Source organism: Sphingopyxis sp. 10G20-10, from assembly GCF_057365075.1.
Genome location: NZ_CP195117.1, coordinates 782,297 through 796,463, shown reverse-complemented (window position 1 = coordinate 796,463; position 14,167 = coordinate 782,297). Strand labels below are relative to the sequence as shown.

The following is a 14,167-nucleotide window of genomic DNA, read 5'->3' as shown; positions in this document are numbered from 1 at the left end:
TCGCGAGCCGCAGCGCATTCATGCGGATGAGGGGAATTGATATGGGTTATGGATTTGCGATCGCAGTGGTGGTGCTGGCTGTATTCTTTCTGGTCTGGGCGCTGACGCCCGTCCGGCAGGGTTTCAGCTACACGATCGAGCGTTTTGGCCGCTACACGCACACCGCGCAGCCGGGGCTGAACTTTATTACGCCATTTTTCGACCGTGTCGGCCGCAAGGTCAACATGATGGAGCAGGTGCTCGACATTCCGGGGCAGGAAATCATCACCAAGGATAATGCGATGGTCGCCGTCGACGGCGTCGTCTTCTTTCAGGTGCTTGATGCCGCCAAGGCCGCCTATGAAGTCAGCGACCTCTATTTGTCGATTATGAACCTGACGACGACCAACCTGCGTACCGTGATGGGCGCGATGGACCTTGATGAAACGCTGTCAAAGCGCGACGAGATCAACGCGCGGCTGCTGCATGTCGTCGACGATGCAACGACGCCGTGGGGGATCAAGATCACCCGCGTCGAGATCAAGGATATCCGCCCGCCCGCCGATATTTCCAATGCAATGGCGCGACAGATGAAAGCCGAGCGTGAAAAACGTGCCAACATCCTTGAGGCCGAAGGAGCTCGCGCTTCCGAAATTCTGCGCGCCGAGGGTGAAAAGCAGGGTCAGATCCTGCAGGCCGAGGGCCGCCGCGAAGCTGCGTTCCGCGATGCCGAAGCCCGCGAACGCGAAGCAGAGGCAGAGGCCAAGGCAACCCAGATGGTGTCCGACGCCATTGCGGGCGGCAATGCGCAAGCGATCAACTATTTCATCGCGCAAAAATATGTCGAAGCGATCAGCGAATTTGCCACCAGCCCCAATGCCAAAACCATCTTGTTCCCGGTCGAGGCCACGCAGCTGATCGGCACGCTAGGCGGGATTGGCGAACTGGCTCGCGATGCCATCGCCGGTAACAAGGACAGCTGATATGGCCGACTGGATCAACACGATGGAGCCGCACTGGATGTGGCTGTCGTTCGGCGTCTTGCTCGCTGCCGCAGAGATTGTCGCACCGGGCTTTTTCCTCGTCTGGCTGGGCGCCGCTGCTATCGTCACCGGCGTCGTGACATGGCTGTTGCCGATCGGCATCGCTTGGCAGCTTGGTATTTTTGCCGTGCTGTCGATTGTGGCGCTTTACGGTGGACGCAAATGGCTGCGCGATAATCCGATTGAGACCACCGATCCGCTGCTCAATCAGCGCGGCGGGCGACTGGTCGGCGAAGTGCTGACGCTCACAACAGCCATCGAAAATGGTCGCGGTCGTGCGCAGGTCGGCGACGGTCAATGGCCGGTGCGTGGTCCCGATGCCGCGATTGGCGCGAAAGTGCGGGTGGTGAGCGCCGAAGGCGGAATGCTGGTGGTCGAAGCGGTTTAAAGCTTTTGATCCTCCCTGCTTGTGGGAGGGGGGATTTTGGTTACGCAGCGCGCACTCGCCTATATACATCGACGACTTCGGGCAGCACCTCACTCGTGCCCATGACCTCGAACCCCAGTTTTGCAGCAACCTTTTCCGATGCCGCATTGCCGGGGTCGATGATGCAACGCACTTCGGTTGTGTCCAGATGGGCGTCGGCCCATGCTAGTGCTGCGCCCATCGCCTCGGTCGCCAGCCCCTTGCCCCAATGGTCGGCGTCGAACGCCCATCCGGCCTCGGGCACGCCCTCTAGCTCGGGGATACCGCGGCCAAAATAGGACAGACCGCCCATACCGATCAGCTGGTCACTCGCCTTGTCGGCGAACACCCAATAGCCAAAGCCCATCACCGGCCACAGCCCTGCCGACGACAAGAATTTTCCCCAACTGACGTCGGGCGCGCGCGGTCCACCGCCGATGAATTGGGTCACGCGCTCGTCGGCCCACATGGCGACATGGACATCCTTGTCGGACAGACGGTGCGCGCGCAGCCGCAGGCGCTCGGTTTCCAGGACCGGTGGGGCAGTAAACATTGTGCTGCGCTATCAGCGGCTCAGTCGGTCGGCAAGCCCCTCAGGCTGTGACCAATTCTTCCTTGGGCATTACCGCGTCGGCATAGTCGCTTTCATGTTTTTTGATCAGCGCGCGGTCGTCATGGTTCCACGGGTGAAACCCCGGCATGAAATAGCTGACCCAGGGAATAAAGCTGCGACGGAGCACTCCGGGGGTGCCGAGTAGATACCACCAAATGCGGGCCGTGATACGCCAGCCGGTCAGGCCGTCCTGTTTTAACAACGCCTTCATGCCCTTCACGCGGCGAGGCCAAAAGCGCAAGGTGACGAGCAGCATCATAATCGATTTGACCTTCCACCGCTTCCAGCGGCTCCAGTCCTTGGTGGCGTGCAGCCATGTGTCATAGGCGACGCCCTTATGCTCGATTTCCTCGATCGCGTGCCATTTCCACAGCGACGCCCATTCTTCTTCGGCGCCTGCGTACATTTTGTCATCGCGCAGCATCACCGACGCCATCATCGCGGTATAATGTTCCAGCGCGATGGTCGCGGCCAGATTGACGATGGCGGGGCGCGATTTGATGAGGTCGAGCACATGGCTGACGTCGGCTTCGAGTTCCGACAGATCATAACCGGCCTCGGCCACCTTACGGTTGAACACCACATGTTCGCGGCTGTGGATCACTTCCTGCTGGGTAAAGGCCCGAATCTCGCCCGCCAGTTTCTCGTCCACGCCGTCGCGATGCGCCTTCACCGCTTCGATGAACATCGCTTCACCGCGCGGGAATGTTACCGACAGCGCGGTGTGAAAAGCTGTCCCGATCGGGTCGCCATTCAGCCACCAACGACCCTGTTTTTCGGCGCGGCCAAAGCGCCGATCGCGTGGGGTAATCGACAAATCCTTGGGCGTCGGAGAGAGCGAAAGACTGGACATATGGGTTTCACCGTCGAAAAGGGGTTGGGCGCCAACGCGCTATGGGTCGCAAATAGGGGTTACTTACATAAATGTCAATAGTGAAGAAGCGCCTGAGTCCAGAGGAAAGCCGGTCTGCGGCGCTAGAGGCTGCGCGGACCATCCTGATCGAAATGGGGCCGCAAGCGGTGACGTTAAAAGCTGTGGCGGCGCGGGTTGACCGCACCCACGCCAATCTTTTGCACCATTTCGGCAGCGCGGCGGGATTGCAAAAGGCGCTGGCCGCCTATCTGGCCAAGACCGTCTGCGCGACAATCGGTGCCACGATGGCGGCCTCCCCTCCCGGACAGCGCAATGTTCGCGAAATTGTTGATCTGGCCTTTGATGCCTTTGACAGCGGCGGCGCGGGGGCACTCGCGACGTGGATGGCGGCGACGGGCAATGACGACGCACTCGATCCGATTATCGAAGCAATCCACCAGTTGATCGACGGCATGTCGCCCGACGCGCATGAAAAGCGCCTGATGCACGAAGACACGCTGGCATTGGTGCTGATGGCGATGGGCGACGCCCAGCTGGGCGGTGCGATGGCCAGCGCACTTGAATTGCCGCGCGATACCGCGCGCGTCCTGGCGACCGAGTTGATTACCGGACGCATCGCGGCCTTCTGGGCCGCGCAGGGCGGCAAGGCATCGGGCTAAGCGGCTAGCAATTTTATTATGCAGCGCCTAAAGGCGCCGCTCCCTTCTCCGTTCACATCGAGCGAAGTCGAGATACCCCTCGGCCTTGCGTCGTGTCGCGGGGTGTTTCGACTTCGCTCGACACGAGCGGGATTCGATGGGTAATTTTTCGTTTCCGCCCTATAGGCCTCACCATGCATTTCCTCGATCAAGCCAAGATATATGTGAAATCCGGCGACGGCGGCCCCGGTGCCGTCAGCTTTCGGCGTGAAAAATATGTCGAATATGGCGGCCCCGACGGCGGTAACGGCGGCAAGGGTGGCGACATTATCTTTGAGGCGGTCGAGGGGCTGAACACGCTGATCGACTTTCGCTATACCCAGCATTTCAAGGCCAAGCGCGGAACACCGGGATCGGGCCGCGATCGCACCGGCGGCGGCGGTGATGACATTATTATCAAGGTTCCGCTCGGCACCCAGATATTGGCCGATGATGAAGAACGCAGCCTGCTTGCAGACCTGACCAAGGTGGGCGAGCAAGTTGCCTTTCTGCGCGGCGGAGATGGCGGGCGCGGTAACGCCAGCTTCAAAAGCAGCACCAACCGCGCCCCGCGCCAACATGGTCCAGGCTGGCCGGGCGAAGAAATGTGGGTCTGGCTGCGGCTGAAGCTTCTCGCCGACGCGGGACTGGTCGGTCTGCCCAATGCAGGAAAATCAACCTTTATCAACGCCGTCAGCAATGCCCAGGCCAAGGTCGGCGCCTATGCCTTTACGACATTGCGACCACAATTGGGCGTCGTCAGCCACAAGGGGCATGAATTTGTCGTCGCCGATATCCCGGGTCTGATAGCCGGTGCCGCCGAAGGAGCGGGGGTTGGCGACCGATTCCTCGGGCATATCGAACGCTGCCGCGTCATCCTCCATCTGGTCGATGCGCATGACAAGGATGTCGCAACCAGTTATCGCGTCGTCCGCGATGAACTTGATGCCTATGGCGCCGGACTGACCGAGAAAAAGGTCATCGTCGCGCTCAACAAAGTCGATACCCTTGACGAAGAATTGATCGCCGTGCTGTCGGCCGAACTGGCCGAAGCCAGCGGCGCACCGGTGATGGCGCTGTCGGGTGTCAGCGGCGAAGGGGTGGAGCCTGTGCTCGACAAGCTGCTAGAGGCCGTGCGCGGCGATGTGGACGGTGGTGGTAGCGAACCAGACAAGGACTGGTCGCCAGTTTAAAGCTTGCGCCGTCGCGATTCACGTGCATTATGTTGCAATGCACAATAAATCTCAATCTTCGGCAAAGGCGCACTGGCTATGAGCGAGACGCGCCTCGTGCTGATCGAAGCGATTGTACGAAAGCTGTCCATACGGGCGCGTTACAACGGCTCCGTCATGAAACTGGCGCCGCATTTGCTGTTTGAGCGTCACGGAAGCCTGTTTCTCGGCGCATTGAACATGGGAAAAGATTGGCGATCCGATGACGAACGGCGTCTCGGCCATTTCAAACTCGACGGCCTTGGGGCGGCGGAAATCATGGACGAAACATTCGATCCTTTGCCATCCTTTCAGGCAACACCACCACAGGCCGATGACAAGATTGTCCTCGCCATTTGATCGAAATGGTTCGCGCTAGCTGTCAGCCGGGTATCTGACCCGCCATCCCGAATTGATGCGTCGCCGAATAAGGATGATCGATCACCGCAACCACACTAACAGCGATCAAAAGCACGAGTAACGCAAATCCGGCAAGGCCGAAGGCGAGGAGCTTATTGGCCGGCCGCGATGCCGCGACCATGTCACGCCCGGCACGTGTGCGCCGGTCGACGGTGCGCGTCTCCTCGACGCTCCAGCGATGGATAATGATCAACGCCGCGACGCCGAACATCATCGAACCGGGGATCCACATGATAACCCCGCCCGTCTGTTCATCGGTCAGCATCGAAACATGCCACATATGTCCCAGCGTCAAATAGGCGGAATAGAGCGGGATGGTTTTAAGTGACAATATGGTGCCGAGCACAATATTGCCCAGCGCCGCCGCGACAAACATCGCAAGTCGCGTCCCAAGCCCGGCGCCCTGAGGTGCGGCACGGTGATCAAACAGCACCGAAAAGAAGATCAGGCCGGTGGTCAGCAGGCTGATGTGCCACAGATAATGAACCGGTTCGTTGAGGATCGCGACATCGTGCCAATAAGGCAGCATCCAAAAAAAGCTGGCGGAGAGGAACAATAGAGTCGCAACGAGAGGGCGCCGCAGGAAAGAGATGATCGCGCGCAGCCAGCCGGTGGAGGCGAAGAATTTGCTTACGCCCTTTGGCAGCCCACGCACAATCGCCGCCTGCGGCTGCGCCAGAAAGATCAGCATCGGCGCCACGGTCCGCAACAGCATATGCTCGACCTGATGGACAGCGAAAACATGATCGGCAAGTTGTTCAACCGGCGAGATTAACGCGATAAACAGCGCCAAAAGCCCCCCGTAGAAAGACGCGACACGCCAGCGGTGACGGGTCAGTCCATGCCGACTGCCGCGCCAATAGATCAACGCAAGTATGACAAGACTGATCAATATTTCGGGGGACAATTGCCACATCGTCCAGGGCGACGTGTCGACCGCGACATGGTCCCCGTGCGCAGCAGCAGGGGTTGCGAATAGCAGGAATATGCCCGCCATCATCCAGCGTCGAAAAAACATAGCGGCTCCATAGGTCGTCCTGTGGTCATTGCAAGCCGTTTGGACCCAGGGCACGCAAATCACATATTCGCATTGGCGCGCCAATTGCAGTAGGCTATCTACGCTTTCATGATATTTCCTCCATCCTCCTGTCCTCGCCTCATCGTCAAAATTGGTTCGGCCCTGCTCGTCGATTCTGAAGGCGCGGTTCGGCGCGAATGGCTGGCCGGGATCGCCGCCGATATCTGGGCGCGGACGCAAGAGGGACAAGAGGTCGCGGTCGTGTCCTCGGGCGCAATTGCACTTGGCGCGCGGCGGATGGGGCTGGCCAAAGGCGGACGCGCTAGCCTCGAAGATGCGCAGGCCTCTGCCTCGGTGGGGCAGATTGCGCTGGCGGAAGTCTGGGCCGAACTGCTTGGCGCCCACGGCCTGACAGCAGCGCTGATTCTGGTGACGCTGGGCGATCTGGAGGATCGCCACCGCTATCTGAACGCCAGCGCGACGCTCGAACGGCTGTTATCGCTGGGGGTCGTGCCGGTCATCAATGAAAATGACAGCGTGGCAACCGCGAATCTGCGCTTTGGAGACAATGACCGGCTGGCCGCCCGCGTCGCCCAGGCTGCACGCGCCGATGGTGTGGTCCTGCTATCCGATGTCGACGGACTCTATACCGCCGATCCGGGCAGCAACCCCAAGGCCAAACGGCTCGACGTCATCAAACGAATCACACCCGCGATCAAGGCGATGGCGGGCAGCGGATCGGCATCGGGCATGGGGTCAGGCGGCATGGCATCCAAGCTGGAGGCCGCCCGCATCGCAACGCGCGGCGGCATCGGCCTGATGATCGCCAGCGGGTTGATCGACCATCCGTTGCGCTCTGACGGCGGCAGCTATTTTGTCCCCAAGGCCAAGGCATCGGCGCGCAAGGGCTGGCTTGGAGGACGACTACGCATTGCCGGCTCCATTCAAGTCGACGCTGGCGCAGAAAAAGCGCTCCCGCGCGGCAACAGCTTGCTTGCTGCTGGCGCGCGCGAAGTGGTCGGAAATTTCAAGCGCGGCGATGTCATCGATATTGTTGGCCCGCTAGGTAACAGCATCGCGCGCGGGCTGGCGGAATATGACGCCGTTGAAGCGCGCACATTGTTGGGTTTACGCAGCGAAGAACAGGAAAAGGTGCTGGGTTATGCCCCGCGCAGCGCGCTCGTGCATAGGGACTATATGGTGCTGCTGTGAGCAGCGGGGACGACATGCCCTCTCCTACGCTTGCGATGACCGGTGCGACTGGTTTTGTCGGTGGGGCAACGCTGCGCCTCGCGGTCGCCAAAGGCTGGCACGTCCGCGCCCTCACACGCCGCCCACAGCCGGAGCAAGCCGGTGTGACTTGGGTCGCGGGGGCGCTGGACCAACCCGATGCCCTTGCCAGTCTTGCGACGGGAAGCGACGCCCTTATGCACATCGCCGGTGTCGTCAATGTGCCCAGCCGCGCGGCATTCGAAGCCGGTAATATCACCGCGACCGGCCATGTCATCGACGCAGCGCGCGTCGCAGGGGTTACACGCTTCATCCATGTCTCTTCGCTCGCCGCGCGCGAGCCCGACTTGTCCGACTATGGCTGGTCCAAGGCACGTGCCGAAATATTGGTCCAGGCCAGCGCGCTCGACTGGACCATCGTGCGCCCACCCGCCGTCTTTGGCCCCGGCGATACCGAAATGCTCGACTTGTTCCGTATGGCCGGACGCGGCGTGGCGCTCTTGCCGCCATCGGGACGTTTGTCGGTGATTGCGGTGAGCGAACTTGCGCGTCTGCTCGTCGCCCTCACCGCCGAGCGCCATATTAGCATTGGCCAGACCTATGAACCCGACGACGGCCATGCGCGCGGCTGGTCTTACCGCAGCTTTGCCCGCGCCATCGGCCGCGCCGTTGGACGCCGCCATGTCTCGACGCTAGCGGTGCCGCGGCTAGTGCTCAAAGCGGGAGCGCGCGTCGACACCTTTGTCCGCCGCAGCCGCGCCAAATTAACCCCCGACCGGGCGCGTTACATCGCGCATCCCGACTGGGTAGTTACCGAAGGCGCCGCGCCGCCCGCCACCTTGTGGCAACCCGAACTAAAAACCAGCGATGCGATGGACGAAACCGTCCGCTGGTATCGCCGCGAAGGCTGGCTTTAGACCGCAAGTCGTTGGCCCCCTTGCCATGGCCCGTCGGTCGAAGCGAATATTGCCAAGCGCGCGCGCGGCGACTACGCGTAAATCATGACAGACAACACGACAGCGACGCCCACCGACGGCGCAAACCCTTGGGCCATTCCCGTTCGCAAACCCCTCCCCGGTGACAACAAGGCCAAAAAGGGAAACAGCTTTCCACGCAAAGTCTGGAACCTGCTCGTTGCGATCAAGGACGGGTTGGCGCTGGTCTTCCTGCTGCTTTTCTTTGTCGCCCTGTTCGGAATTTTCTTCTGGTCGCCCCAATGCCTCGCTGCCTGTCAGCAAGGGCGCTCTGGTGCTCGACCTCGACGGTGTGATCAGCGAGCAGCCGTCCGAAATTGACCCGCTGGCGCTGCTGACCGGCGCAGGTGGGCCGCAGATACGTGAAATTCGCTCACGCGACGTTGTGCAGGCCTTGAACACCGCCGCGACCGATGACCGCGTGAGTGCCGTTGTTCTCGACCTCGACCGCTTCCTCGGTGGCGGACAGGTGTCGCTGGCCGATATCGGCAAGGCTCTCGACACCGTGCGCGCTGCGAAAAAACCGGTGCTTGCTTACGCCACCGGCTACAGCGCCGACAGCTATCAGCTCGCGGCTCATGCCAGCGAGATCTGGGCCGCCCCGATTGGCGGTGCGATGATCGCCGGTCCCGGCGGATCACGCCTCTATTACAAAGGCTTGATGGATAAGCTGGGCGTCACTGCCCATGTCTATCGCGTCGGCACCTTCAAGAGCGCCGTCGAACCCTATATCCGCAGCGACCAGTCACCCGAAGCCAAAGAGGCCGATCTCGCCTATGCCAGCGAGTTGTGGGACAATTGGCTGACCGAGGTCAAAAAGGCGCGCCCGCAGGCCAAGATTGACGCCTTCATCGCCGACACTGTCGGCGCTGTGCGCGGCGCCGGAAATGACCTTTCCAAAGCCTCGCTTGCAGCAGGACTGGTCGACAAGGTCGGCAGCCGCATGGATTTCGGCCAGCGCGTTGCCGAAATCAGCGGCACCGAGGATGACCAGCAGCCGTGGGATTATAAGGCCATTCCGCTCAAAAACTGGGTCGCCGCCAATCCGCCCAAAGAACCGGGATCAGCCATTGCGGTTGTTCCGATTGTCGGCGAAATCGTCGATGGCGACGCGCCGAACGGCCATGCCGGTGGCGACACTATTGCCCAGCATATCATCGACGCTGCCGACGATGATGGCGTCAAGGCGCTGGTGTTGCGCGTCGATTCGCCCGGCGGATCGGTCATGGCGTCCGAAGAAATCCGTCAGGCGTTGCTCGTCGCCAAGTCCAAGAAGCTGCCGATTGTCGTTTCAATGTCCAACGTCGCGGCGTCGGGCGGCTATTGGGTTTCGACCCCGGCCGACCGCATCTATGCCGAGCCTGAAACCATCACCGGCTCGATCGGCGTCTTTGGCATCATGCCCGGTTTCGACAAGGCGCTGGCCAAGCTCGGCATCGGCGCCGACGGCGTTGCCACCACCCCGCTGTCGGGCCAGCCCGATCTGTTCGGCGGCGTGAGCGACGAGTTTAACCAGCTGGCACAGGCGAGTGTCGAAGATATTTACGCCCGTTTCACCGGTCTGGTCGCCAAGAGCCGCAAGCAACCGCTGGAGAAGATTCAGGCCATAGCCGAAGGGCGCGTCTGGGCTGGCGGAACCGCGCGTCAATTGGGTCTCGTCGATCAATTTGGTGACCTGAACGACGCGATGAAGGCCGCGGCCAAGCTGGCCAAAGTCGATGGCGAATATCACGCCAAATATTTCGAGAATGAACCCAGCGAGTTTTCGCAATTGCTCGCAGGCCTTGCCAATAAAGACGATGCTCAGGCCTCCATCCCGCGCGGCTGGTTCGGCCTCGCCGCGATGAACCGCCAATTGACCCAGCAGCGCGTGTTGCAGGACATGGACATGCTGACGCGCAGCGGGTCCATTCAAGCCAGCTGTCTCGATTGCCGCGCCTATACGCCGATGGCCCCGCGACCCGTCAGCGCCGAAAGCAAGGGCTGGCTGGCTGCGCTCGGCGTGTTGATGCGCTAGGTTTTTCGCCGTTTGCGCTGACGCACAAACAGCATCACAAAACCGAGCGCCGCCATCAACAGGCTGAATGCGGCAAAGCCGATCAACAGCGAATGGTGCGTGTCTTCGCGTTCCTGCAAATCCATGATGTGCAGACCCCAAAACACATCATAAGCGCGCCAGAACCGCGTCCGAAGCGCCAGCAACTCGCCCGTGTCGGCATCGACATAGGCATGAAGACCGTCGGCATAGACGATCTGCCACGCCGGACGCCCGCGCCGCAGTTCAAGCGGATTGGCGTCGCGGGCAAAGCGCCGCACGGAGATAATCTTGCCCGGCGATTTGAGCGCCGCATCGGCAATGGACCGCGCATCAGCGGCTGAAACGGGGGGCAAGAGTGCGCCGGTTCGGGCATCGGCGGCGCGGCTATCCTTGTCGCTAAAACGGATCAGCCATACCGGCCGATCACCACGCATTTCCAGCTGAAGCCCGGCGACAGGGCGACCATCAAACTGCGGCGGTGTCGCCACCAGATTAGCAGGCACGTCCATCGGCGCGTTTCGCAAATCGCTGCCGCGCACCTCCTCGATCGGCTTGATCACCATGATCAGCCCAGAGAGCGTCCACAATATAATCGGCACACCAACCAGCCAGCCCAGCCAGATGTGGACCTTCATCAGCTTGGCGCGCGTCCCCAGTCGCGACCAGGTCATGCCGGTACAGAGACCGCCTTTGCATGGTTGGCAATCGCGTCAGCCAGTGTATCGACCAGCGCCAAGGGCAGGTCATGCCCCATGCCGGGGATAAGCAACAGTTCGGCGCCCGGGATCGTGGCGGCGGTGTCACGCCCGCCCTCCACCGGCACCAACGGGTCGGCTTCGCCATGAATGACAAGTGTGGGCGCGCTGATCGTCTTCAACAGCGAGCGCCGGTCGCCATCGGCCACAATCGCCGCCATTTGCCGCGCCACGCCTTGCGGGTACCAGCCGCGTTCATAATCGCTGCGGACGCGGCGTTGCAGGCGCTCTTCTTCGGGGGGATAGGCGGGGCTGCCGATCACGCGCGCGGCGCGCACCGAATAGGCGACCATATCTTCCTTGTCGCCGCTCGACGGGCGATTGGACAAAACGCGCATCGCCTCTTTGCTGCCACCCGGCAGGCGGCGGTTACCGGTCGTCGACATGACCGAGGTCAGCGACAACACGCGCTCGGGATAACGGGCCGCAATATGCTGTGCGATCATCCCGCCCATCGATGCCCCGACAATATGCGCGCGTTCGACGCCCAGCTCATCGAGCAGCGCCATGCCATCGGCGGCCATGTCGGTGAGGCTGTAGGCACTACGCGGTTTGAGCCCGACCAGCGCTTTCACGAACATCCATTTGATATTGGGCACCCCCGCCGCATCGAAGCGCGTCGACAGGCCGACATCGCGATTGTCATAGCGGATGGTGCGAAAGCCGTGCGCGACCAAGGCGTCGACAAACTCTTCGGGCCAAAGTGTCAACTGCCCGCCTAGTCCCATCACAAGCAGGATCACCGGCGCATCGCGCGGTCCCTTGTCCTCATAGCTTATCGAAATTCCATTGGCGGTGGTGCTGGCCGTTGTCATTGGGTCCGCTCTCCTGTTGCGATCATCACCCTAACTGACACAGCCGCTCAGTCTCTGCCAGCCTTTCCGGCGCTATAGACGGGAAGCGCGAGTTGCCAACGGATGGCCGCCCCGCGCAAGGCAAAGCCCGCAACCGCGGCAAGAATCGCCGCCACACCGGTCGCAAGTCCCATCCACAGCAACAGCACATACAGCCCCGACGCCAGCGCCGCGGCCGTCACATAAAGCTCTGGCCGCACGATAATCGACGGCACACCGGCCATCATATCGCGAATAATCCCGCCGACACAGCCGGTGATTACCCCCATCAGCAAGGCGGGGACCGGCGGAACGCCCCAGGCAATCGCCTTGGCCGTTCCGAACACACTGTACGCCGCAAGCCCCACGGCGTCGGCCCATTCCATTAGCTGTCCGTGCCACCAGCGTTCGGGTGTGATCCAGACGATCAGCGCAATGGCAATACACACGGCAGCAATCGCACCGTCCTGAACCCAGAAAACCGGCGCACCGATCAGCAAATCGCGAACGCTGCCCCCGCCAACCCCTGTGATCAGCGCAAAGAAGCTCGCGGTCACCAGTGTCTGCCGCAACCGCACCGCCATCAACGCGCCGGTCAGCGCAAAGATCGAAATGCCCGCAAGGTCGAGCAGCCGGATGAGCACCGCATTGTCGACGCCCAGAAGGTCGGCGATCATATCAGATGTGGATGGGCTTGCCCGTCACCGCCATGGCGGCTTCCTTGACCGCCTCGCTGTGCGTCGGGTGGGCGTGGCAGGTATAGGCGATGTCTTCGCTGGTCGCGCCAAATTCCATCGCTTGCGCGGCCTGCGCGATCATGGTGCCGGCGACACTGGCGATGCACCAGACGCCGAGCACACGGTCGCTCTTGGCATCGGCAATCACCTTCACAAAGCCATCGGGTTCGTGATTGGTCTTGGCACGGCTGTTCGCCAACATCGGGAATTTGCCGACCTTGATCTCGCCGCGTTCCTTCGCTTGTTCTTCGGTCAGGCCGACACCGGCGATTTCGGGCATCGTGTAAACGACCGACGGGATGACATCATGGTTCACAATGCCCGTCTGTCCGGCAATATTTTCGGCGCAGGCAATGCCCTCATCCTCGGCCTTGTGCGCGAGCATCGGGCCGGGAATGACGTCGCCAATCGCCCAGATGCCGCCAACTTTGGTGCGAAACTCATGATCGGTTTCAATCTGGCCGCGCTGGTTGACCTCCAGCCCCGTCTTGTCGAGACCAAGGCCGTCGGTGTTCGGACGACGCCCGATCGACACGAGGACGACATCGGCCTCCAGCGTCTCGGCGTCGCCGCCAGCGGCAGGCTCCAGCGTCAGCACGGCCTTCTTGCCTTTGACGGTTGCCTTGGTGACTTTGGTCTTGAGCTTGAACTCAATGCCCTGTTTTTTGAAGATTTTGTTCGATTCCTTGCGGACATCGCCGTCCATACCGGGCAAAATCTGGTCGAGAAATTCGACACAGGTCACTTTCGCGCCCAGCCGCCGCCACACGCTGCCCAGTTCCAGCCCGATAACCCCGCCTCCGATGACGACCATATGCTCCGGCACTTTGGCAAGCTCGAGCGCACCGGTGGAATCGACGATGATCTGCTTGTCATTGTCGACGTCAACACCGGGAAGCGGCGTGACGCTGGAACCCGTTGCGATAATGATGTTCTTGGCGCGCACAGTCTTGCCCGCAACCTCGACCGTGTCGGCAGAGGTGAATTTGGCATAGCCTTTCAGCCAGTCGACCTTGTTCTTTTTGAACAAAAAGGCGATCCCGCCGGTCAGCCCTTTGACCGCTTCGGTCCGCTGGCCGTGCATCGTGTCGAGGTCGAGCTCCGGCTTCACCTTGATGCCCATTTTGGCCATCGTTCCATTCGCCGCCACGTCAAAATATTCCGAGGCATGGAGCATCGCCTTCGACGGGATGCAGCCGACGTTGAGGCACGTGCCGCCCAGCGTTTCGCGCCCTTCGGCACAGGCGGTTTTCAGCCCCAATTGCGCCGCACGGATCGCCGCGACATAACCGCCGGGACCCGACCCAATTACCAGGACGTCATAATCATAGTCAGCCATAATCTACTCCATTCACCACC

15 protein-coding genes are annotated in these 14,167 nt (G+C 61.3%); 8 read left to right on the top strand and 7 right to left on the bottom strand.

Annotated elements, in window-relative coordinates; translation table 11 throughout:
• Positions 1–41: 41 nt before the first annotated feature.
• Together ACR3XE_RS03955 and ACR3XE_RS03950 are read left to right on the top strand one after the other, a co-directional pair.
• Entirely contained in the window at positions 42–962 is a 921-nt protein-coding gene (locus ACR3XE_RS03955) for an SPFH domain-containing protein (RefSeq protein WP_473698901.1), read from the top strand.
• Between the two features lies 1 nt (position 963).
• Complete coding sequence (locus tag ACR3XE_RS03950) at positions 964–1,410, top strand: NfeD family protein (protein WP_473698902.1); 447 nt, start codon at positions 964–966, stop codon at positions 1,408–1,410.
• A gap of 40 nt (positions 1,411–1,450) precedes the next feature.
• On the opposite strand, the gene ACR3XE_RS03945 is transcribed toward ACR3XE_RS03950, so the two are convergent.
• Both ACR3XE_RS03945 and ACR3XE_RS03940 read right to left on the bottom strand, forming a co-directional pair.
• Positions 1,451–1,981, bottom strand: a complete 531-nt coding sequence (locus ACR3XE_RS03945) for a GNAT family N-acetyltransferase (protein ID WP_473698903.1) — start codon at positions 1,979–1,981, stop codon at positions 1,451–1,453.
• 40 nt (positions 1,982–2,021) lie between these two features.
• The gene (locus ACR3XE_RS03940) at positions 2,022–2,894 is read right to left on the bottom strand and encodes a metal-dependent hydrolase (RefSeq protein WP_473698904.1); all 873 of its coding nucleotides are present in this window, start codon (positions 2,892–2,894) and stop codon (positions 2,022–2,024) included.
• Between the two features lie 71 nt (positions 2,895–2,965).
• On the opposite strand from ACR3XE_RS03940, the gene ACR3XE_RS03935 reads away from it, so the two are divergent.
• From ACR3XE_RS03935 to ACR3XE_RS03925, 3 genes are all read left to right on the top strand, one after another.
• Complete coding sequence (locus ACR3XE_RS03935; protein ID WP_486185926.1) at positions 2,966–3,574, top strand: TetR/AcrR family transcriptional regulator; 609 nt, start codon at positions 2,966–2,968, stop codon at positions 3,572–3,574.
• A gap of 173 nt (positions 3,575–3,747) precedes the next feature.
• The gene (gene obgE, locus ACR3XE_RS03930; protein ID WP_473698905.1) at positions 3,748–4,785 is read left to right on the top strand and encodes a GTPase ObgE; all 1,038 of its coding nucleotides are present in this window, start codon (positions 3,748–3,750) and stop codon (positions 4,783–4,785) included.
• Between the two features lie 78 nt (positions 4,786–4,863).
• A complete protein-coding gene (locus ACR3XE_RS03925) occupies positions 4,864–5,163 on the top strand; it encodes a WYL domain-containing protein (protein ID WP_473698906.1) in 300 nt (99 codons plus the stop codon).
• Positions 5,164–5,185: 22 nt separating this feature from the next.
• Here the strand turns inward: ACR3XE_RS03925 and ACR3XE_RS03920 are convergent, their stop codons facing one another.
• Positions 5,186–6,241, bottom strand: coding sequence for a cytochrome c oxidase assembly protein (locus ACR3XE_RS03920; RefSeq protein ID WP_486185925.1), 1,056 nt, complete (start codon positions 6,239–6,241; stop codon positions 5,186–5,188).
• A 108-nt stretch (positions 6,242–6,349) separates the two neighbouring features.
• On the opposite strand from ACR3XE_RS03920, the gene proB reads away from it, so the two are divergent.
• The 3 genes from proB to sppA all read left to right on the top strand — a co-directional run bounded on the left by proB (position 6,350) and on the right by sppA (position 10,462).
• Positions 6,350–7,453 carry a glutamate 5-kinase gene (proB, locus tag ACR3XE_RS03915; RefSeq protein ID WP_486185924.1) on the top strand — a complete coding sequence of 368 codons (1,104 nt, stop codon included), beginning with the start codon at positions 6,350–6,352 and terminating at the stop codon, positions 7,451–7,453.
• A gap of 14 nt (positions 7,454–7,467) precedes the next feature.
• Positions 7,468–8,388: an NAD-dependent epimerase/dehydratase family protein gene (locus ACR3XE_RS03910; protein ID WP_486185923.1), complete on the top strand. Its 921-nt coding sequence runs from the start codon at positions 7,468–7,470 to the stop codon at positions 8,386–8,388.
• 331 nt (positions 8,389–8,719) lie between these two features.
• Complete coding sequence (sppA, locus tag ACR3XE_RS03905; protein WP_486185922.1) at positions 8,720–10,462, top strand: signal peptide peptidase SppA; 1,743 nt, start codon at positions 8,720–8,722, stop codon at positions 10,460–10,462.
• Here the strand turns inward: sppA and ACR3XE_RS03900 are convergent.
• The 4 genes from ACR3XE_RS03900 to lpdA are packed head-to-tail and all read right to left on the bottom strand — an operon-like array spanning position 10,459 to position 14,147.
• Positions 10,459–11,154, bottom strand: coding sequence for a PepSY domain-containing protein (locus ACR3XE_RS03900; RefSeq protein WP_473698910.1), 696 nt, complete (start codon positions 11,152–11,154; stop codon positions 10,459–10,461). The genes sppA and ACR3XE_RS03900 overlap by 4 nt on opposite strands.
• Positions 11,151–12,053 carry an alpha/beta fold hydrolase gene (locus ACR3XE_RS03895; RefSeq protein ID WP_473698911.1) on the bottom strand — a complete coding sequence of 301 codons (903 nt, stop codon included), beginning with the start codon at positions 12,051–12,053 and terminating at the stop codon, positions 11,151–11,153. The genes ACR3XE_RS03900 and ACR3XE_RS03895 overlap by 4 nt, the downstream gene beginning before the upstream one ends.
• Before the next feature lie 47 nt (positions 12,054–12,100).
• Positions 12,101–12,748, bottom strand: a complete 648-nt coding sequence (locus tag ACR3XE_RS03890) for a trimeric intracellular cation channel family protein (protein ID WP_473698912.1) — start codon at positions 12,746–12,748, stop codon at positions 12,101–12,103.
• Between the two features lies 1 nt (position 12,749).
• Positions 12,750–14,147, bottom strand: a complete 1,398-nt coding sequence (lpdA, locus tag ACR3XE_RS03885; RefSeq protein ID WP_473698913.1) for a dihydrolipoyl dehydrogenase — start codon at positions 14,145–14,147, stop codon at positions 12,750–12,752.
• Positions 14,148–14,167 lie beyond the last annotated feature (20 nt).

Excerpts from the sequence above, each read along its gene's own strand:
- ACR3XE_RS03900 (WP_473698910.1), bottom strand. The coding sequence starts at position 11,154 with ATGACCTGGTCGCGACTGGGGACGCGCGCCAAGCTGATGAAGGTCCAC.
- ACR3XE_RS03925 (WP_473698906.1), top strand. The coding sequence starts at position 4,864 with ATGAGCGAGACGCGCCTCGTGCTGATCGAAGCGATTGTACGAAAGCTG.
- ACR3XE_RS03950 (WP_473698902.1), top strand. The coding sequence starts at position 964 with ATGGCCGACTGGATCAACACGATGGAGCCGCACTGGATGTGGCTGTCG.
- ACR3XE_RS03890 (WP_473698912.1), bottom strand. The coding sequence starts at position 12,748 with ATGATCGCCGACCTTCTGGGCGTCGACAATGCGGTGCTCATCCGGCTG.
- ACR3XE_RS03945 (WP_473698903.1), bottom strand. The coding sequence starts at position 1,981 with ATGTTTACTGCCCCACCGGTCCTGGAAACCGAGCGCCTGCGGCTGCGC.
- ACR3XE_RS03955 (WP_473698901.1), top strand. The coding sequence starts at position 42 with ATGGGTTATGGATTTGCGATCGCAGTGGTGGTGCTGGCTGTATTCTTT.
- ACR3XE_RS03940 (WP_473698904.1), bottom strand. The coding sequence starts at position 2,894 with ATGTCCAGTCTTTCGCTCTCTCCGACGCCCAAGGATTTGTCGATTACC.
- lpdA (WP_473698913.1), bottom strand. The coding sequence starts at position 14,147 with ATGGCTGACTATGATTATGACGTCCTGGTAATTGGGTCGGGTCCCGGC.
- obgE (WP_473698905.1), top strand. The coding sequence starts at position 3,748 with ATGCATTTCCTCGATCAAGCCAAGATATATGTGAAATCCGGCGACGGC.
- ACR3XE_RS03920 (WP_486185925.1), bottom strand. The coding sequence starts at position 6,241 with ATGTTTTTTCGACGCTGGATGATGGCGGGCATATTCCTGCTATTCGCA.
- ACR3XE_RS03935 (WP_486185926.1), top strand. The coding sequence starts at position 2,966 with ATGTCAATAGTGAAGAAGCGCCTGAGTCCAGAGGAAAGCCGGTCTGCG.
- ACR3XE_RS03895 (WP_473698911.1), bottom strand. The coding sequence starts at position 12,053 with ATGACAACGGCCAGCACCACCGCCAATGGAATTTCGATAAGCTATGAG.
- proB (WP_486185924.1), top strand. The coding sequence starts at position 6,350 with ATGATATTTCCTCCATCCTCCTGTCCTCGCCTCATCGTCAAAATTGGT.
- ACR3XE_RS03910 (WP_486185923.1), top strand. The coding sequence starts at position 7,468 with ATGCCCTCTCCTACGCTTGCGATGACCGGTGCGACTGGTTTTGTCGGT.